Source organism: Rhizobium sp. 268, assembly GCF_036571585.1.
GTDB lineage: Bacteria > Pseudomonadota > Alphaproteobacteria > Rhizobiales > Rhizobiaceae > Rhizobium > Rhizobium redzepovicii.
The window spans coordinates 172142-190330 of record NZ_JAPPSO010000003.1 but is presented as its reverse complement, the minus strand read 5'-3'; the positions used below and the strand labels follow the sequence as shown (position 1 = coordinate 190330).

Annotated in this window: 19 protein-coding genes; 10 read left to right on the top strand and 9 right to left on the bottom strand. The window is 61.5% G+C overall.

Annotated features, from left to right (window positions below):
• Positions 1-108 precede the first annotated feature (108 nt).
• A complete protein-coding gene (locus OS035_RS07475) occupies positions 109-963 on the bottom strand; it encodes an alpha/beta hydrolase (RefSeq protein ID WP_097624549.1) in 855 nt (284 codons plus the stop codon).
• A 178-nt stretch (positions 964-1141) separates the two neighbouring features.
• Here OS035_RS07475 and infC point away from each other — a divergent pair, with 178 nt between their 5' ends.
• The 5 genes from infC to pheT all read left to right on the top strand — a co-directional run bounded on the left by infC (position 1142) and on the right by pheT (position 6305).
• Positions 1142-1678 carry a translation initiation factor IF-3 gene (gene infC, locus OS035_RS07470; RefSeq protein ID WP_012559640.1) on the top strand — a complete coding sequence of 179 codons (537 nt, stop codon included), beginning with the start codon at positions 1142-1144 and terminating at the stop codon, positions 1676-1678.
• A gap of 313 nt (positions 1679-1991) precedes the next feature.
• A complete protein-coding gene (gene rpmI / locus OS035_RS07465) occupies positions 1992-2195 on the top strand; it encodes a 50S ribosomal protein L35 (RefSeq protein WP_003570998.1) in 204 nt (67 codons plus the stop codon).
• A gap of 38 nt (positions 2196-2233) precedes the next feature.
• Positions 2234-2638, top strand: a complete 405-nt coding sequence (gene rplT / locus OS035_RS07460) for a 50S ribosomal protein L20 (protein ID WP_003589162.1) — start codon at positions 2234-2236, stop codon at positions 2636-2638.
• 144 nt (positions 2639-2782) lie between these two features.
• Positions 2783-3865, top strand: coding sequence for a phenylalanine--tRNA ligase subunit alpha (gene pheS / locus OS035_RS07455; protein ID WP_097624550.1), 1083 nt, complete (start codon positions 2783-2785; stop codon positions 3863-3865).
• A gap of 16 nt (positions 3866-3881) precedes the next feature.
• Positions 3882-6305, top strand: a complete 2424-nt coding sequence (gene pheT / locus OS035_RS07450; protein WP_183852901.1) for a phenylalanine--tRNA ligase subunit beta — start codon at positions 3882-3884, stop codon at positions 6303-6305.
• A 51-nt stretch (positions 6306-6356) separates the two neighbouring features.
• On the opposite strand, the gene OS035_RS07445 is transcribed toward pheT, so the two are convergent.
• Entirely contained in the window at positions 6357-6716 is a 360-nt protein-coding gene (locus tag OS035_RS07445) for a nuclear transport factor 2 family protein (protein WP_097624552.1), read from the bottom strand.
• 91 nt (positions 6717-6807) lie between these two features.
• Complete coding sequence (locus OS035_RS07440) at positions 6808-7800, bottom strand: aldo/keto reductase (RefSeq protein ID WP_097624553.1); 993 nt, start codon at positions 7798-7800, stop codon at positions 6808-6810.
• Positions 7801-7916: 116 nt separating this feature from the next.
• Here OS035_RS07440 and OS035_RS07435 point away from each other — a divergent pair, with 116 nt between their 5' ends.
• Positions 7917-8804: a LysR family transcriptional regulator gene (locus OS035_RS07435; protein ID WP_097624554.1), complete on the top strand. Its 888-nt coding sequence runs from the start codon at positions 7917-7919 to the stop codon at positions 8802-8804.
• Between the two features lie 45 nt (positions 8805-8849).
• Here the strand turns inward: OS035_RS07435 and OS035_RS07430 are convergent, their stop codons facing one another.
• A complete protein-coding gene (locus tag OS035_RS07430) occupies positions 8850-9347 on the bottom strand; it encodes a YciE/YciF ferroxidase family protein (RefSeq protein WP_097624555.1) in 498 nt (165 codons plus the stop codon).
• 150 nt (positions 9348-9497) lie between these two features.
• On the opposite strand from OS035_RS07430, the gene OS035_RS07425 reads away from it, so the two are divergent.
• Entirely contained in the window at positions 9498-10115 is a 618-nt protein-coding gene (locus OS035_RS07425) for a hypothetical protein (protein ID WP_097624837.1), read from the top strand.
• Here the strand turns inward: OS035_RS07425 and OS035_RS07420 are convergent.
• Both OS035_RS07420 and OS035_RS07415 read right to left on the bottom strand, forming a co-directional pair.
• On the bottom strand, positions 10105-10548 hold the full coding sequence (locus OS035_RS07420) for a GNAT family N-acetyltransferase (RefSeq protein WP_097624836.1): 444 nt from the start codon (positions 10546-10548) through the stop codon (positions 10105-10107). The two genes, OS035_RS07425 and OS035_RS07420, sit on opposite strands and share 11 nt — an antisense overlap.
• Before the next feature lie 13 nt (positions 10549-10561).
• Positions 10562-11509, bottom strand: coding sequence for an aldo/keto reductase (locus OS035_RS07415; RefSeq protein WP_097624556.1), 948 nt, complete (start codon positions 11507-11509; stop codon positions 10562-10564).
• Positions 11510-11724: 215 nt separating this feature from the next.
• Between OS035_RS07415 and OS035_RS07410 the strand changes: the two genes are divergently transcribed.
• Positions 11725-12711 carry a Gfo/Idh/MocA family protein gene (locus OS035_RS07410; RefSeq protein WP_097624557.1) on the top strand — a complete coding sequence of 329 codons (987 nt, stop codon included), beginning with the start codon at positions 11725-11727 and terminating at the stop codon, positions 12709-12711.
• Here the strand turns inward: OS035_RS07410 and OS035_RS07405 are convergent, their stop codons facing one another.
• Together OS035_RS07405 and OS035_RS07400 are read right to left on the bottom strand one after the other, a co-directional pair.
• A complete protein-coding gene (locus OS035_RS07405; RefSeq protein WP_097624558.1) occupies positions 12712-13089 on the bottom strand; it encodes a GtrA family protein in 378 nt (125 codons plus the stop codon).
• Positions 13086-14093 (bottom strand): glycosyltransferase, encoded by a 1008-nt coding sequence (locus tag OS035_RS07400; RefSeq protein ID WP_097624559.1) that lies wholly within the window; start codon positions 14091-14093, stop codon positions 13086-13088. Before OS035_RS07400 ends, OS035_RS07405 begins: the two co-directional genes overlap by 4 nt.
• Positions 14094-14252: 159 nt before the next feature.
• Between OS035_RS07400 and OS035_RS07395 the strand changes: the two genes are divergently transcribed.
• Entirely contained in the window at positions 14253-16091 is a 1839-nt protein-coding gene (locus OS035_RS07395; protein ID WP_131710691.1) for a hypothetical protein, read from the top strand.
• Positions 16092-16105: 14 nt separating this feature from the next.
• Here the strand turns inward: OS035_RS07395 and OS035_RS07390 are convergent, their stop codons facing one another.
• Entirely contained in the window at positions 16106-16351 is a 246-nt protein-coding gene (locus OS035_RS07390) for a hypothetical protein (RefSeq protein WP_003589145.1), read from the bottom strand.
• Positions 16352-16607: 256 nt separating this feature from the next.
• On the opposite strand from OS035_RS07390, the gene xseA reads away from it, so the two are divergent.
• Positions 16608-18188 carry an exodeoxyribonuclease VII large subunit gene (gene xseA / locus OS035_RS07385; protein WP_183779022.1) on the top strand — a complete coding sequence of 527 codons (1581 nt, stop codon included), beginning with the start codon at positions 16608-16610 and terminating at the stop codon, positions 18186-18188.
• Position 18189: the final 1 nt, after the last annotated feature.

Below are 18189 nucleotides of genomic sequence, written 5' to 3'. Positions count from 1 at the left end.
CAAGAAGAGTCAATCGTTACTTCTTGGGAGCACCTTGCGACTCGCCGACATGGTTAAAATGCAACGGGTTGGGCACTTGCGTCGGGGGAGTTTCTTGGCCGGTGCCGTCTAAACGGGCATCTGCCTGCTCGTCGATGAACGGATGATGCCTTTCACGGCGCTGAGCAGAAGCGCGATATCGCTGGGGCGGGAAAGGCGGTGGTCGCCGTCGCGGATGAAGGTCAGCACCACGTCGTCGGCGGGAAGATGTTCGACGAGCTTCATCGCATGCGCATGCGGCACGTCGGCGTCTTTCATACCCTGGAGGATATGCACCGGGCAGCCCGTTTCGATGATGCCGTCGAGCACCCGGTTTTGGCGGCCGTCCTCGATCAGCGCCCTGGTATAGATGTTCGGCTCGGGACTATATTGCGACCGTTCTTCGAAATAGCCGCGCTCGGCAAGCGATTTGCGCTCCTTGGCCTTGAGGTTCGGCTCGATCAGCTCAGAGGTGAAATCGGGTGCGGGCGCAATCAGCACCATCCCCTCGAGTTTTGGGCCTTCGAGTTTTGGACCTTCGAACTTCGGGCCGCCCTGCCGCGCAAGCTCCTGCGCCAGGCGGAGCGCGATCCAGCCGCCCATCGAGGAGCCGACGAGGATTACCCGTTCCGGGGCGACATGACGGATGACGGCCAGCGCCTCCTCAAGCCAGCGTGAGATCGTGCCGTCGCTGAAGCTGCCGCCGGAAAGTCCGTGGCCGGAATAGTCGAGGCGGATGCACGCAAGCCCGAGTTCGGCCGCCAGCCCGTCGAGTTCCACCGCCTTGGTGCCGCTCATGTCGGAACGGTAGCCGGACAGCCAGACGAGCGCCGGGGCGCTGTTGCCGGCCCGCGCCCGGCGCACCAGCATGGCGATCTCACGCGCCGCCTCGCCCTCGCCGACCGTCAGGAACTGCGGCTGGGCATTGGGCATCTGATCGAACATCGGCGAAACTCCTGTTATTTTGGTCTATAAAACAGATTCTTGGCAGGCTGACAGCGGGTGATTTTTCCGCTAAAGGATGATATTGACTCCGTTGCAGCGATGACGCGACACGTTTGTGCACCCCGATATGGGAGCGCGAGGCTGCAACGTTCCGAAACAACGCGAGGAGAATACGACCATTCGCAGACCTTTTAAAACCGACGCGCCCGTGAAGGACGGACCGCGCTCGAACCGTGAAATCCGCATTCCCAAAGTTCAGCTGATCGGGGCTGACGGCGAGAATATGGGCGTCGTGCCTACCGACCAGGCCTTGAGAATGGCTGAGGAAGCCGGCCTCGATCTCGTCGAAATTTCCCCCAATGTCGAACCGCCTGTGTGCAAGATCCTCGATCTGGGCAAGCTGAAATATGCCAACCAGAAGAAGGCTGCCGAGGCGCGCAAGAAACAGAAGATCGTCGAAGTCAAAGAAATCAAGATGCGCCCCAATATCGACACCCATGATTATGAGGTGAAGATGAAGGCGATGGGTCGCTTCTTCGACGAAGGCGACAAGGTCAAGGTAACGCTGAAGTTCCGCGGCCGCGAAATGGCCCACCAGGAGCTTGGCATGAAGCTGCTGCAGCAGGTCAAGGCCGATACGACCGAGTTCGCCAAGGTCGAAGCCGAGCCCAAGCTCGAAGGCCGCCAGATGATGATGGTGCTGGCGCCGAAGTAAGCGCCAGGCACTTTTTCGCCCCAAGGCCGTCCGCAAGGGCGGCTTTTGTGCTTTCTAACACTGGTGCTTACGAGCGTGCGAAGATTCCTCCGCAGCCCCGTTGCACTTTCAGGACGCTGCGGTTATAAGCGCGCGTCCGAACTGACCGGCAGGGCATGCCGTGGCAGTTTCGAATGCTTGCGGAACGGTTCGTCGCCGAAGCCGCAGATCAACAACAAACGCTCCCGCACCTTGTTGCGACGGCCGGAGAACCGGACTTCGCGAGAAGGGCTTTTTTGATGAAGCGCGCAGGGAGGACAGAAGGAGTAGCAAAATGCCCAAGATGAAGACGAAGTCCTCTGCCAAGAAGCGGTTCAAGATCACCGCAACCGGCAAGGTCAAGGCTGCCGCTGCCGGCAAACGCCATGGCATGATCAAGCGTACCAACAAGTTCATTCGCGATGCACGTGGCACCATGGTTCTCGCGGAACCGGATGGCCGCAAGGTTATCAAGAATTACCTGCCGAACGGTCTCTGAGACTCGTCCGCGAACGCTAGATTTAAGGAGATCATGATATGGCACGTGTAAAAAGAGGCGTCACCGCCCACGCCAAGCATAAGAAGGTTCTGAAGGCCGCCAAGGGCTTTTACGGCCGCCGCAAGAACACCATCCGCACCGCCAAGGCTGCTGTCGATCGTTCGAAGCAGTACGCTTACCGCGACCGCAAGGTCAACAAGCGCAACTTCCGTGCGCTCTGGATCCAGCGCATCAACGCCGCTGTCCGCGAATTCGGCCTGACCTATGGCCGCTTCATCGACGGCCTGAACAAGGCCGGCATCGAAGTCGACCGCAAGGTTCTCTCCGACATGGCGATCCACGAGCCGGAAGCATTCGGCGCGCTCGTCAATGCTGCCAAGAAGGCTCTTGAGTACCTCAAGGAAGCCGGTACGGCCAACGAGTTTGAAGGCGCGGTCAAGTAACCAGCGCTTCCCAAGCTTTGAATTTATGATTTTGGGAAACCCGCGCTGGTTTGGGCTAGCGCGGGTTTTTCTTTCTTTATATCCCTGCGCCGGCCTCTCCAGCCTGCCGTTCGAACGCCGCCTGATCTGGACGGAAAGAAGACAATGTCAGATATCGACCAGCTTAAATCCTCTTTGCTTGCCGAAATTGCTGCTGCGGGTGACGAGGCGGCCCTGGAAGCCGTGCGCGTATCCGCGCTCGGCAAGAAGGGCTCCGTTTCCGAACTGTTGAAGACGCTCGGCGCCATGACGCCGGAAGAGCGCCAGACCCGGGGTGCTGCGATCAACGCCCTGAAGAACGAAGTGACGGACGCCATTGCCGAACGTAAGTCCGTGCTGAAAATGGCGGCGGTCAATGCGCGGCTGAAGGCCGAAACGGTCGATGTCAGCCTGCCGGTGCGCTCTTCGCCGGCCGAGCGCGGCCGCATCCATCCGATCAGCCAGATCGTCGATGAGATCACCGCGATCTTCGCCGACATGGGCTTCTCGATCGCCGAAGGTCCCGATATCGAGACGGATTATTACAATTTCACCGCGCTGAATTTCCCCGAAGGCCATCCGGCCCGCGAGATGCACGACACGTTCTTCTTCCATCCGGACGAGAATGGCGAGCGCAAGGTGCTGCGCACCCATACCTCGCCTGTGCAGGTGCGCACCATGGAAGCGCAGAAGCCGCCGATCCGCATCATCATTCCCGGCAAGACCTATCGCCAGGACAGCGACGCTACGCATTCGCCGATGTTCCACCAGGTCGAAGGCCTGGTCATCGACAAGAAAGCCAATGTTGCCAACATCCGCTGGGTGCTCGAGGAATTCTGCAAGACCTTCTTCGAGGTCGACAGCGTGACGATGCGTTTCCGCCCGTCGTTTTTCCCTTTCACCGAGCCCTCTTTCGAGGTCGATATCCAGTGCGATCGCTCCGGCCCGATCGTCAAGTTCGGCGAAGGCACCGACTGGATGGAGATCCTCGGCTGCGGCATGGTCCATCCGAACGTGCTGCGTTATGGCGGGCTCGATCCGGACGAATATCAGGGTTTTGCCTGGGGCATGGGCCTCGACCGCATCGCCATGCTGAAATACGGCATGCCCGACCTGCGCGATTTCTTCAACGCCGACGTCCGCTGGATGACGCATTACGGCTTCCGCCCGCTCGACATGCCGACGCTGTTCGGCGGCCTCAGCGCTTGAACGGAGAATTGGGACGATGAAATTCACGCTCTCCTGGCTGAAAGAGCATCTGGAAACGGATGCCGGCCTCGACGAAATCTGCACGCGGCTCACCCAGATCGGACTGGAGGTCGAGGATGTCGACGACAAGGCGGCGTTCAAGCCCTTCGTCATCGCCAGAGTTGTCTCGGCGGAAAAACATCCGCAGGCCGATCGCCTGAAGGTGCTGATGGTTGATACGGGCGCCGGCGCGCCGGTCCAGGTCGTCTGCGGCGCCCCGAATGCACGCGCCGGCCTCGTCGGCGCCTTTGCTGCTCCCGGGACCTATGTTCCCGGCATCGACGTGACGCTTGCCGTCGGCAATATCCGCGGCGTCGAAAGCCACGGCATGATGTGCTCCGAAAAGGAGTTGCAGATCTCCGACAGCCATGACGGCATCATCGATCTGCCGGAAGATGCGCCGGTCGGAAAGAGTTATGCCGCCTATGCGCATCTCGACGACCCGGTCATTGAGATCAACCTGACGCCGAACCGTCCGGACTGCACCTCGGTCCACGGCATCGCCCGCGATCTCGCCGCCTCCGGACTCGGTACGTTGAAGCACCGGCCTGCGCCGTCCTTCGCCGTCGAAGGCGAAACGCCGGTCAAGCTGACGCTCGATCTCGACGATCCGAAACTCTGCCCCGGCTTTTCGCTCCGTCTGGTGCGTGGCGTCAGCAATGGCCCGAGCCCGCGCTGGATGCAGCAGCGGCTGACCGCCATTGGCCTGCGCCCGATCAATGCGCTGGTCGATATCACAAATTACATGACCTTCGATCAAGGCCGGCCGATGCACGTCTTCGACGCTGCTAAGGTCAAGGGCAACCTCACCGTCCGCCGCGCCACGGAGGGCGAGACCGTGCTGGCGCTCGACCAGCGCGAATACAAGCTCGGCCCGAACAATGTCGTCATCGCCGATGAAGACGGCATCGAATCGATCGGCGGCATCATGGGCGGCGAACATTCCGGCTGCGACGAAAACACCGTCGACGTGCTGATCGAATCGGCCCTCTGGGACCCGATGAACATCGCCAAATCCGGCCGCAGCCTCGGCATCATCACCGATGCCCGGTACCGCTTCGAGCGCGGCGTCGATCCGGACTATATGGTGCCTGGTCTCGAACGCACGACGGAACTGGTGCTGGAGCTTTGCGGCGGCACGGCCGCCAGAGCCGAGGTCGTCGGCTATCAGGGTTACGAAGCAAAGATCGTCGATTTCCCTTATTCCGAGGTCAAGCGTCTGACGGGGCTCGACGTCTCGGATGAGGAAAGCAACAGCATTCTGACCCGCCTCGGCTTCACGGTCTCCGGTTCCGGCGAGCGTGTCTCCGTTGCCGTTCCTTCCTGGCGTCCCGATGTCGACGGGAAGGCCGATCTCGTCGAGGAGGTCATGCGCATCCACGGCGTCGACAATATCAAACCGGCGCCGCTCGAAAGCCATGCGGTCGTCAACGGCAAGATCCTGACGACGCTGCAGATCCGCACGCGTCTCGCCAAGCGGGCGCTTGCGTCGCGCGGCATGCTCGAAGCCGTCACCTGGTCCTTCATTCCGGAAGATCAGGCCAAGCTCTTCGGCGGCGGTTCGCCCGCCCTCAAGCTTGCCAACCCGATTGCCGCCGAAATGTCGGACATGCGCCCCTCGCTGCTGCCGGGCCTGCTGACCGCAGCCCAGCGCAATGCCGACAAGGGTTATGCCGACGTCGCCATCTTCGAGGTCTCCGGCACCTATGAGAACGACCGGCCGGAAGGTCAGCGCCGCGTTGCGGGCGGCATCCGCCGCGGCACGGCTTCGCTTGTCGGCGCCGGCCGCGCCTGGTCGAACGCCGCCAAGGGCGGCGGCAAACCGGTCGACGTCTTCGACGCCAAGGCCGATGCGCTCGCCGTCATCGAAGCCTGCGGCCTGCCGATGGGCAACATCCAGATCGAGCAGGGCGGGCCGGAATGGTATCATCCCGGCCGCTCCGGCACGATCAAGATGGGGCCGAAAGTCGTGCTCGGCTATTTCGGTGAATTCCATCCGCTGACGCTGGAAGCGCTTGATGTCTCCGGCGCCCTCTGCGGCTTCGAGGTCTATCTCGATGCCATGGCCGAGCCGAAGAAGAAGGCGACCCGCACCAAGCCGGCGCTCGATCTTTCGCCTTTCCAGGCGGTCAAGCGCGACTTCGCCTTCGTCGTCGACAAGACGGTGGAAGCAGGCGCCGTCATCAAGGCCGCGACCGGCGCCGACCGCAAGCTGGTCACCGGCGTCAATGTCTTCGACGTTTTCGAAGGCGCGTCGGTCGGCGAAGGCAAGAAGTCGGTGGCGATCGAGGTTCAGATCCAGCCGGCCGAGCGCACGTTGACGGATGAGGATTTCGAGGCGCTGACGCAGAAGATCGTCGCCAGCGTGACAAAATTCACCGGCGGTGTTCTCAGATCCTGATCTTGCCGGCTAACAATAGGAATAGTCGACCGGTCGCTGTGGCCGGTCTTTTCACCTATGAAGATGGTAAAGCTTGCCGACGATCGTCCATCGGCCTTCGATCTTCAGCAATGAGAGATAATCGGTGAAACGCATTCCGGCGAAATCGTCGGTGACCTTGACGCTGGCCGCATCGCCCTCGACATCGACGCTCTGTATATCCATGAAGGGCTGCGTGCCGGGCGGGGCTGGCTCCTCCGCCAGGATCGCGGCGATGAACTCGTCCCGCGTCAGCCATTCGACGGCATTCTGGTAATAGCCGATGATCGAGCTTTTCGGGTGAAAGGCCTTTTTCAAGGCTGCCTCATTGGCGAAGGCCATGCCTTCGACATAGAGATGAACCGTCTGTTCGACTGCCTGCCTATCCGACATAGTTTCATCCCGTTCTCCGAGATGGCGTTAGATAGTTTCGCCGGCCGCGAAGGCAAGCCCGGCCTGTTGAATCAGGCCGGGCTTTTGTCGCTTAAAGGTTCGTCATGGCAAGCGACGCGTCCGAATAACGTTTTCCCGCCACCTGCCCGGCCGGGATGGCCTTGCCGAGCTGCTCGAGCTCGGCCGGGCTTAGCACGATATCGGCGGCGGCAGCGTTCTGTTCGAGATGGTGAAGCTTGCGGGCGCCGGGGATCGGCACGATGTCGTCTCCCTGGCTCAGCACCCAGGCGAGCGCCAGCTGTGCGGCGGTCACGCCCTTTTCGGCGGCAAGCTGTTCGAGCGTTGCGACCAGAGCGGCGTTGGCGTCGAAATTCTCCGCCTGGAAGCGCGGCACCTGCCGGCGGAAATCATCGGCGGCAAGATCTTCGGTCTTTATCGCCCCTGTCAGAAAACCGCGGCCGAGCGGGCTGTAGGGCACGAAGCCGATGCCGAGTTCGCGGCAGGTGGCAAGCACGTCTTCCTCCGGATCGCGCGTCCAAAGCGAGTATTCGCTCTGCAGCGCGGCGATCGGATGGACCGCATGGGCGCGGCGGATGGTGGCGCTGCCGGCTTCGGAGAGGCCGAGGGCGCGGACCTTGCCTTCCCTCACCAACTCGGCCATGACGCCGACCGTCTCCTCAATCGGCACGTTGGGATCGACGCGGTGCTGGTAGAAGAGGTCGATGGTCTCGATGCCCAGCCTTTTCAATGAGGCCTCGGCGACTGCCCGCACATGCTCGGGGCGGCTGTCGACGCCGGCGATGGCGGCAGCACCTTGCTGGCTGGTATCGATCTTGAAGCCGAACTTGGTGGCGATCACCAGGTGGTCGCGGAATGGTTTCAGCACCTTTCCGACAAGGGCCTCGTTGGTAAAGGGGCCATAGACTTCGGCGGTGTCGAAAAACGTGACGCCGAGTTCGACGGCGCGATTGAGCGTCCTCACCGATTCCGCTTCGTCGCTGGCGCCATAGGCAAAGCTCATGCCCATGCAGCCGAGGCCGACGGCTGAGACGGTCAGATCGTTTCCGAGTTTCCGGGTTTTCATGTTGCGCTCCTTTTCTGAGCTGGGACCGCTCTATGCGGTACGGGCAGACCATATCCTTGCCGCACCAGTCAGAAAATACATGCAGCTTCTAACGGGTTGTTCTATTCTTTCGATCAATGAACAGAACACAGCTCTCGCAACTCGCCGTTCTCGCCGCCGTCTCTGAGCATCGCAGCTTCCGCGCCGCGGCCAAGGAACTCCTCGTCGCGCCGTCAGCGATCAGCCATGCGATCTCGAGCCTCGAGGAAAGCCTGGGGGTCAGGCTCCTGGCGCGCACCACCCGCAGTGTCGCGCCGACGGAGGAGGGCCGCCTGCTTCTCGAAAGGCTGCGTCCGGCGCTCGAGGAGATCGATATTGCCCTGGAGGCTGTCCGCGATACGCGCGCCAAGCCGGCCGGCAACCTGCGCATCACTGCGCCGCGTTTCGCCTCCGATCTCCTGCTCGCCCCGCGCCTCGGCGATTTTCTCAACCTCTATCCCGATATCACCCTGGAGATTGCCAATGAGGACGGCTTCACCGATATCGTCAAGGAGGGGTTCGACGCCGGTATAAGGCTGGAGGAGAGCTTGGAGGCCGATATGATCGCGGTGAAGTTCTCACCCCCTTTGACCACTGTCATCGCCGCATCGCCCGAATATTTCGAGCGCCATCCAAAACCGGAACACCCGCGCGACCTCGTCCATCATCGATGCATCAAGCGGCGCTTTACCAATGGCTCCATCTATCGCTGGGAATTCGAAAAGGATGGGCAGGAATTAGTTGTTGCGGTCGACGGGCCGCTGATTGTCAGCGAGGACCGGCTGGCCCTGCTTGCGGCGCTTAACGGCGCCGGCCTTGCCTATCTCTTCGATATGCGGGTGGATGCCGAGCTGACGAGCGGCAGGCTCGTGCGGGTACTGGCGGATTGGTGCGCGCCCTATTCCGGGCCGTTTCTTTACTATCCCACCCGGCGGCAGATGCGCCCGGCGCTGCGGGCCTTCATCGATTTCTTCAGATATGTTTAGAAGAATGCGGGCGGCGGTAAGAGACTTGCCGCCCGCTCTCATCCGTCAGGCAGCCTTGGCCTTCTGGTTTGCTGCTGTGGTGGCGAGCTGCGAGAGGGTCTTGTCGGTCGCCGTTTCCTCCTGCAGCGTCTGGTCGAGCAGGCTGACGACATCCTTGAAGCCGAGCGTCGCGGCCCAGGTCTTCAGTGTGCCGTAACGGGCGATTTCATAATGCTCGACGGCCTGGGCCGCGGAAATCAGGCCGGCATCCAGCGCTGGCGTGCCCTTGAATTCCTCCATGATTTCCTCGCCCTCGGCGATAATGCCCTGGATCGCCTCGCAGGTCTTGCCCTGGGCGCGTTTGCCGATCTTCTCGAAAACCTGCTGCAGGCGCTCGACCTGGCCTTCGGTTTGCTCCAAGTGCTTCTGGAAACCCGCTTTCAATTCGGGGGACTGGGCGGCGCGCGCCATCTTCGGCAGGGCGCGCAGGATCTGCCGTTCGGCAAAATAGATATCCTTCAGCGTGTCGTAGAAGAGATCTTCCAACGTCTTTTCCTTGGCCATTTTCTCGATCCTTGTTCTGGGGAAGGCCGCGAATGCGGCGACACATTAAGAAGCAAGGATTGCGCAAATTGTTCCCGATCGATTTCGGGTGGACTGGAAATCTGCTCCGGGCGATGTTTCCTGCCATCGATGTGGGAGGAAGAGAACGTCATGCGAAAGCCGGGTTCGATGAAGGGTCTGGAGGATCTTGGCCGGATAAGGCTGTCGCAGAACTTCTTCTTCCGCGATTTCCTGCACTCCGAAATTGCCGATTTCCACCGAATTCCCAACATTCCCGAGGACCCCGATCTGGCGATCGAGGCAGGCAGGAGGCTTTGCCAGGAATTGCTGGAGCCGCTGGAAGCGACCTTCGGTCGTCTGCATATCCGCTCCGGCTATCGATCGCCCGATGTCAACAGGTTCGGCAACGACAACAATCTGAACTGCTCGACCAATGCCGCCACTGCCGCCCATCACATTTGGGACATGCGGGATTTCGACGGCTGCATGGGTGCTGCGGTCTGCATCGTCGTGCCGTGGATGCTCGACCGCTACAGCGACGAAAGCGACTGGCAACGGCTCGCCTGGTGGATCCACGACCATTTGCCTTATGCCTCGCTCTGCTTTTTCCCGAAGCTCTGGGCTTTCAATATCCAGTGGCACGAACGGCCAAAACGGGTGATCCAGAGTTATATCAGCCCACGCGGCATCCTAACCAAACCGGGCATGGCGAACTGGGAGGGGCGGCATTCCGAATGGTACGAGGGTTTTCCCGCACTCAAAAACTGATTCGGTAGCGAATGTGCCCGTCGCTCTCGACATAGCTGTCATAGAGCGCCCGGGCCGTCTTGTTCTGCTCGTTCGTATGCCAATAGAGCCGCGACCAGCCCTTCGCCTTGCCGAGTTCGACGAGATCGTCCATCAGCGCCCGCCCAACGCCTTTGCCGCGTGCCTCGGGATCGACGAACAGGTCTTCGAGATAGCAGTCCCTGCCGCGGATCCACGTGCCCTCATGGGTGAGATAGAGCGCAAAGCCCATGATCCTGCCGTCGACCTCGGCGACGCGCATGAGGATCGCCGACGCCGGATCGAAAACCCGGCGCCATGTCTGGTCGGTGATATCGGCATCGACCGTGACTTCGTAGAAGGCGAGATAATCAGCCCAGAGTTCGCGCCAACGCGCTTCGTCTTCGGGGCGGGCATCTCGGATCGTCACGGTCATCGTTTCTTCTCTTTCAGCGGCCGGCTTCGTCGAGCAGCGCCATCGCGTCATCGGAAAGCTGAAGTGTCGCTGATTTCGCCAGGCTTTCAAGCTGCGAAAGGCTGGTGGCGCTGGCGATCGGCGCCGTCACGCCCTTCTTGCGCAAAAGCCAGGCGAGCGAAATTTCCGCGGGCTTGGCGCCGGTTTCAGTGGACACCCTGTCGAGTGCGGCAAGAATGCGCAGGCCCTTGTCATCCAGATAGGTCGAAACCCGGCCCTCGCGGGCGCGGCCTTGCGTATCCGTCTTGCTGCGGTACTTGCCGGTGAGGAAGCCGGCGGCGAGGCTGAAATAGGTGATGACGCCGATATCCTCTTTGACGCAGAGCTCGGCCAGCGGCCCCTCGAAGCTCGAGCGCTCATAGAGGTTATATTCCGGCTGCACCACATCGTAACGCGGCAGACCGGCCTTTTCGGCGGCGTCGAAGGACGCCTGCAGCAGTGTCGCATCATAATTTGAGCAGCCGATGGCGCGGATCTTGCCCTGCTGCTTCAGCTTGGCAAAGGCAACGAGCGTTTCCTCGTGGGGCGTATCGGCGTCCGGCCAATGCGAGAGATAGAGATCGATATATTCGGTCTGCAGCCGGCTGAGCGAATCCTCGACTGCTTTCAGGATATAGCTCTCCTTGAGTGTTTTTCCCTGGCCCATATCCGAGCCGACCTTGGTAACGATCACGGCCTTGTCGCGGGAGAGGCTTGCCTGCTTCAGCCAGCGCCCGATGATCTCCTCGGAATCGCCGCCCTTGTTGCCGGGAACCCAGGCGGAATAGACATCCGCTGTATCGATCGTGTTGAGGCCCGCATCGAAGAAGGCGTCGAGAATGGCGAAGGATGTTTCCTCGTCGGCCGTCCAGCCGAAGACATTGCCGCCGATGACGATCGGCGCGACCGAAAGACCTGTTTTTCCAAGCCGGCGCATTTCCATGACGCTCTCCAAAATGGTGATGTAATTGAAATCGCGGGTACGGCAGAACGCGGTCCCGGAGCATGACGCCGAAACATCATTCTCTAACGATCTGAGAGAACCTAGCGCGATCCGGGCATGAGGGAAGGCAAACTTCCGTGATTTCAGCCCGCGCCATTGCGCCGCAGCGAAGGCCTGAATATGGTTCGCGGAAACCTGTTTGGGAGGCTTGGACCATGTTGCGCTTCGGTATCATTTCAACGGCAAAGATCGGCCGCGACAATGTCGTTCCTGCAATCCAGGACGCGGAGAATTGCGTCGTCACGGCGATCGCCAGCCGTGATCTCGCGCGCGCCAGGGAGATGGCCGACCGTTTTTCGGTGCCCCATGCCTTCGGCTCCTATGAGGAGATGCTGGCCTCCGATCTCATCGACGCGGTCTATATCCCGCTGCCGACCTCGCAGCATATCGAATGGTCGATCAAAGCAGCCGATGCCGGCAAGCACGTGCTCTGTGAAAAACCGCTCGCCTTGAAGGCCGGCGATATCGACGATGTGATCGCCGCCCGCGACCGCAACCGCGTGGTGGTCACCGAAGCCTATATGATCACCTATTCCCCGGTCTGGCAGAAGGTGCGCGCGCTGATCGATGAGGGCGCGATCGGCAAGCTGCGGCATGTGCAGGGCGCCTTCACCTATTTCAACCGCGATGCCGCCAACATGCGCAACATTCCAGAGCTTGGCGGCGGCGGCCTTCCGGATATCGGCGTCTATCCCGTCATGGGCACGCGTTTTTCCACCGGCAAGGAGCCGCTCCGCATCCAGGCCGTTACCGAGCGCGATCCCGAATTCGGGACGGATATCTATTCAAGCGTCAAAGCCGATTTCGGTGATTTCGAGTTGAGCTTCTACATCTCGACGCAGATGGCCAACCGCCAGGTCATGGTCTTTCACGGCACCGACGGCTATATCGAGGTCAAGTCGCCGTTCAACGCCAACCGCTTTGGGCCTGAAGAGATCGAGCTTACCGACCGCAGCCACAATGAATCGCGCATCTTCCGCTTCCAGGACAGTCGCCAGTACAAGCGGGAAGTCGAAGCCTTTGCCCGGGCGGTGAAGGACGGCAAGGAAGAGCTCGTCACGCTCGAAAATTCGAAATTGAACCAGAAGGTCATCGACGCGATCTACCGCGCCAGCGAGAAGGACGGCTGGGAATCAGTCTGATTATTCGGCGCGGAAGACGAAGCGCGAATAACCGAAAAAGCTGAAGATCATCGAGGCGAGGCTGGCGATCACCATGGCCGCCAGCGGCTGAAGGGCAGGCAGCGACAGCAGAAGTGCGGAATAAAGCCCGTAATTGACCAAGGCTGCCGTCACGCCGACCGAACCGTAGCGAAAGCCTTCGGCGGCAAGCGATCGGCCGGAGCGATCGAAGGTGAAGCTCCGGTTGAAAGCCCAGGTTGCCGCCATTGCCAGCGCGATCGCGACGAGCCGTGCCAAGAAAGGCCCGAGCGGCGTCAGATGAAGCAGCGCCGACAGGACGCCGGCATCGACGAGAAAGCCGATGCCGCCGGCAATGACGAAGCGGACGAGCTTTCTCATGCCGCATCCGCCTTGCCAGGACGCCCACGCGATGCGGGCGCTGCCTCGCCGAGCGGCGCCTTGGCCGCGCTCGGCGTCTCCAGGCTCATATAATGGATACGAAGCTGTTCGGCGCGGGCGCGGGCCACCGAATCCAAGATGACGCCGGCGGTAAACAGCATGAACGAAATCATCATCAGCGCCATCGACAGCACCCAGGTCGGCATGCGGCTGACGAGACCCGTCTGGAAATATTCCGCCAGCACCGGCGCCATGAAGCCGACGCTCGCCAGCATGAAGGTGGCGCTGATCGTGCTGAAGAAGGCGAAGGGCCGGGTTTCCTTCATCAGCATCGCGAACATCCAGAGAATCCTGCCGCCGTCGCGAAAGGTCGAAAGCTTGGAATGCGAGCCTTCCGGCCGGCGGCCGTAATCGAGTTCCAGCTCGCTGACCGGCAGCTTCAGCCGCGAGGCGTGCACGGACATTTCGGTTTCGATCTCGAAGCCGCCTGATACCGCCGGGAAGCTCTTGACGAAGCGGCGTGAGAAAGCGCGGTAGCCGGAAAAGATATCGGTGAAGTCGGGGCCGAAGATCGTCCGGTAGAGCAGGTTGAAAAGCCGGTTGCCGAGCGCATGGCCCTGACGGCCGGCATCGGCATGAACGCCGCGGCGGGTTCCCACCACCATGTCGGCCCGCTCGGTCAGCAGTGTGCGCACCAGTTCCTCGGCATCGGCTGGCGTATAGGTGCCGTCGCCGTCGGCGATGATGTAGATGTCGGCGTCAATGTCGGCGAACATCCGGCGCACGACGTGGCCCTTGCCCTGCCGCCGCTCGCGCACGACATGCGCCCCGGCAAGCATCGCCTGCAGGGCGGTGCCATCGGTGGAATTGTTGTCGTAGACGTGGATCGCCGCATCCGGCAGCGTCGCGCGGAAACCTCGCACCACAGGGCCGATCGTCGCGGCTTCATTATAGCAGGGAAGCAGGACGGCAATGTCCAGTTTATCGGTACTCGATCGGGCCATGACTTTACTCGTTACACAAAAGCCGAGCCGAGCCTAAACCACCCGGCGTTAATAAGACCCTATGACGAAAGCAAAATCGGCAGCTGCCGCAATCGGCTTTACACTTTCTTGATCGGCTGCGGTTAAGCTTCGGCATCCGGAAACGAAGCGCTAACCACGATGAACGCCGTGCAGCCGATCACCAATGCCGCATCCGTGACCGCCGCCCAAAGGGGCGGGTTGGGGCGGTTGATGATGCGCCTGTGGCCAACCGTCATCTGCTATAGCGTCATTCTCGCCACCATCCTCCTCGTCGCCAAGCTTTTCACTGCGACCGATTATGTCGGTCCCGACAATGACGACGGAATGCGTCTCATCGAGGTTCGCGATTTTCTCGCCGGGCAGGGCTGGTTCGATCTGATGCAATATCGCCTCGGCCTCGGTGGCGGCACGCTGATGCACTGGTCGCGGCTGATCGATCTGCCGATCGCTTCGCTGATCTGGTTCTTCGGTCTGTTTGCGCCCCACGAGACGGCTGAGGCCCTGGCGCTTGCCGTTTGGCCGGTTTCGCTCGTCCTCCCCGCCATGCTTGCCATGGCCGTTGCCGGGCGGCGCATCGGCGGTGTCGCCGGCATGCATATCAGTCTCGGCATGACCGGTCTTGCGATCTACACCGGCAACCGTTTTGCGCCTGGAGCCATCGATCATCACAATGCGCAGCTGGCGCTGGTCGCGACGATGGTGGCGATGCTGCTGGATCCGCAGCGGCGCGGCAGGAGTTATGCGGTTGCCGGCATCGCGGCAGCGGTCGCCATCGCCATCGGCGCCGAGACGACGCCTTTTGTCGCGGCCGTCTGTCTGACCATCGCTTTGCTCTGGGCGTGGGAAGGCGAAAAATTCGCCGTCGCCGCGAAGGCATTCGGGCTGGCGCTGGCAATGGCGATCAGCATTCTCTTTGTCGCAACGGTACCGCCGCGGCTCTATTCGATGGTCACCTGCGACAATCTCTCGCTCGGTTATTACAGCCTGGCGGCGATCGGCGGCGGGCTGCTGCTGTCTTCGGCGGTCTTTGCAAGCCGCCTGAGTCGCCCCTTGCGCTTTGCGGCGCTTGGCCTCGTCGGTGCCGGTGTTCTCGGTTCGGCGATGGTGATTGCGCCGCAATGCCTGAGCGATCCGCTCGCCGGTCTTGATCCGATGCTGGTCGAACTCTGGCTGAGGAATGTGTCGGAAGCGCAGTCGGCCTTTGTTCTTCTACGCACCGATCCCTTCTCCATCGGTGGTTTCTATGCGGCCGGCCTTTTCGCCATCGCGGTCTGCATCTTCCGCATCGTTCGGCGCGATCGTATGCAGATCCATCTGGTCCTGCTCTTCCTGCTGATCACCAGCTGGGCAATTGCGCTGGTCCAGGTGCGCGGCTCCGTTTTCTCGAACCTGATCTCCATTCTGCCACTTGCCTTGCTGATCATCGATATCAGGCGGATTTCCAATAGCGACAGCGAGAATGTTGCCGCCGCCTTCGTTTATATCGTCACTGTCCTCGCAAGCGTTCCGGCCGCCTGGGCACTCGGCGGCGGACTTATCGCGCTGCAGATGGGCAACGGCGCACAGAAGCAGGCGACGGAAAAGGTGCTTTCCTGCACATCGAGGCAGGCGCTGGCGCCGCTTGCCGGGCTTCCGGCCGGCCTGGTCTCCGCACCTTCGGAAATGGGCGTGCCGATCCTTCGTTTCACGCAAAACCGGGTTCTCTCCGCGCCCTATCACCGCAATCAGGGCGGCATGCTGACGGAACTGCACATCGGGCTGGCGGAGCCGCAGGAGGCGGAAGCCTTCCTGAAGGGGGCTCATGTGACGGTGCTTGGCTTCTGTTCCGGTGACCTGCAGACGCGAGAGATTGCCAAGCTGAAACCGGATGGGCTCTATGCCGAGCTCCGCAAGGGCAATATACCGCCCTATCTGGAGCCGCTTCCGAAGGCGGCCGATGTGGGCGTTCAGTTCTTTCGCTATCGGCCGGCGAATTGACGCCGGCAGTTCTTTTAGTGGGAAACGCGCGTCGCGCGGCGAAGGCGCGCATTCGCGTAGAGCCCGGCCACGAAGAGCATGAGGCCGCCATTAAAGCCGAGAACGGCATAGACGAAGGCCAGGATTGAGACCGGGCCGGGCGACGTAATCGCCGCCGCCGCGAAGGTTATTCCAATGAGCGCGGCGATCAACGCGATCGCGGCAGCCGAGCGCGTTTGCCCGGCGCTGACGCCCAATGCGGCTGCTGTGAGAATAATCATTTTCAGCACCTTCCCAGAGATAACGAGGGGAAGCATAGGAAGCGCCAACTAACAAAGATTTACCGGCCGTCCCGGCCGAAAAGCCTTTGTATTGCGGTGGTTAGCAATCCCTTTCGTCTATAACGCGCATTCTAACTATGCGTTCCGCAACCAAACGGATTTACCCGATTTCGCTGCGATCTCAGCAGCCGAGGAAACAGGCTTGTGCCGCGGCTGCGACCTTCCAGTTTCCCGCCGATCGACATAGAAAGAAGAGATGAGCAACCTCTTCGACAGCGATTCGCCAACCAATCTTGCCGAATATTCGGTTTCGGAGCTTTCCGGCTCGATCAAGCGCACCGTCGAAACAGCCTTCGACCAGGTTCGCGTGCGCGGCGAAATCTCAGGCTATCGCGGGCCGCATTCTTCGGGCCATGCCTATTTCGCGCTGAAGGACGATCGCGCCCGCATCGACGCCGTCATCTGGAAGGGCACCTTCTCGCGGCTGAAGTTCCGTCCGGAAGAGGGCATGGAAGTCATTGCCACCGGCAAGGTAACCACCTTTCCTGGCTCCTCGAAATATCAGATCGTCATCGAGACGCTGGAGCCGGCCGGCGCCGGCGCGCTGATGGCGCTGATCGAGGAGCGCAAGCGCAAGCTTTCCGCCGAGGGCCTGTTCGATGCCGCCCGCAAGAAGCGGCTGCCCTTCATGCCCCGCGTGATCGGCGTCGTCACCTCGCCGACCGGCGCCGTGATCCGCGATATTCTTCACCGCATCTCCGATCGTTTTCCCGTGCATGTCCTCGTCTGGCCGGTGAGGGTGCAAGGGGAGGGATCAGGCGAGGAGGTGGCGAACGCCATCCGCGGCTTCAACGCCCTGGAGCCGGCCGGCGTCATCCCGCGCCCGGATGTGCTGATTGTCGCGCGCGGCGGCGGCAGCCTGGAAGATCTTTGGAGTTTTAACGACGAAATCGTCGTGCGCGCTGCGGCCGAAAGCCGGATACCGCTGATCTCGGCGGTTGGCCATGAAACCGACTGGACGCTGATCGACTATGCCGCAGATGTCCGAGCGCCCACACCGACCGGGGCGGCCGAAATGGCCGTGCCGGTCAAGGCGGAACTTGACGCGCAGGCCGCCGCCCTTGCTGCGCGGCTGCAAGGCTGCATGAACCGGCAGATGGATCAGCGCCGCCAGTCCGTTCGTGCCCTGATGCGGGCATTGCCATCGCTCGATCAGCTTCTCGCTTTGCCGCGCCGCCGTTTCGACGAGGCGGCGACCGGCCTTGGCCGCGGTCTGGCACTCAACACCATCAACAAGCGCCGCGGCTTCGAGCGCGTCGCCGCGCATCTGCGCCCTGATGTGCTGTCCAACCGCATCGCCGAGCGGCGCCAGCTTCTGAGCGATCGCATGGCCCGGGCCGAACGCACCGTCGAGCGCCTGCTCGACCGCTCGAAGTCCCGCATTGATCGCGCTGAGGCAGTCTTCGCCACACTGCCGGCCCGGTTTAAGACGCAAACCGATCGGAGCCGTGAGGCTCTCGCCAATCTTTCGCGCCACGGCGATACGGCGATACGCCACCAGTTGGCTCGCGCCCGCGCCGAGCTTTCAGCGCAGGATCGTGTGCTGCAGTCGCTATCCTATAAGAATGTGCTGAAACGCGGCTACGCCGTCATTCGCGATGAGGATGACAGGCCGGTCTCGCAGGCAGCGTCGCTCTCCGCCGGCACGGGTATCTCCATCGAGTTCGCCGATGGTCGCGTTGGCGCGATGACGACGGACGGTGGCGCCCCACCTGTCGGCACCAAGAAGCGTGGCGTGAAATCGGCCGAGCCGCCGAAGCAGGGAAGCCTGTTCTGAT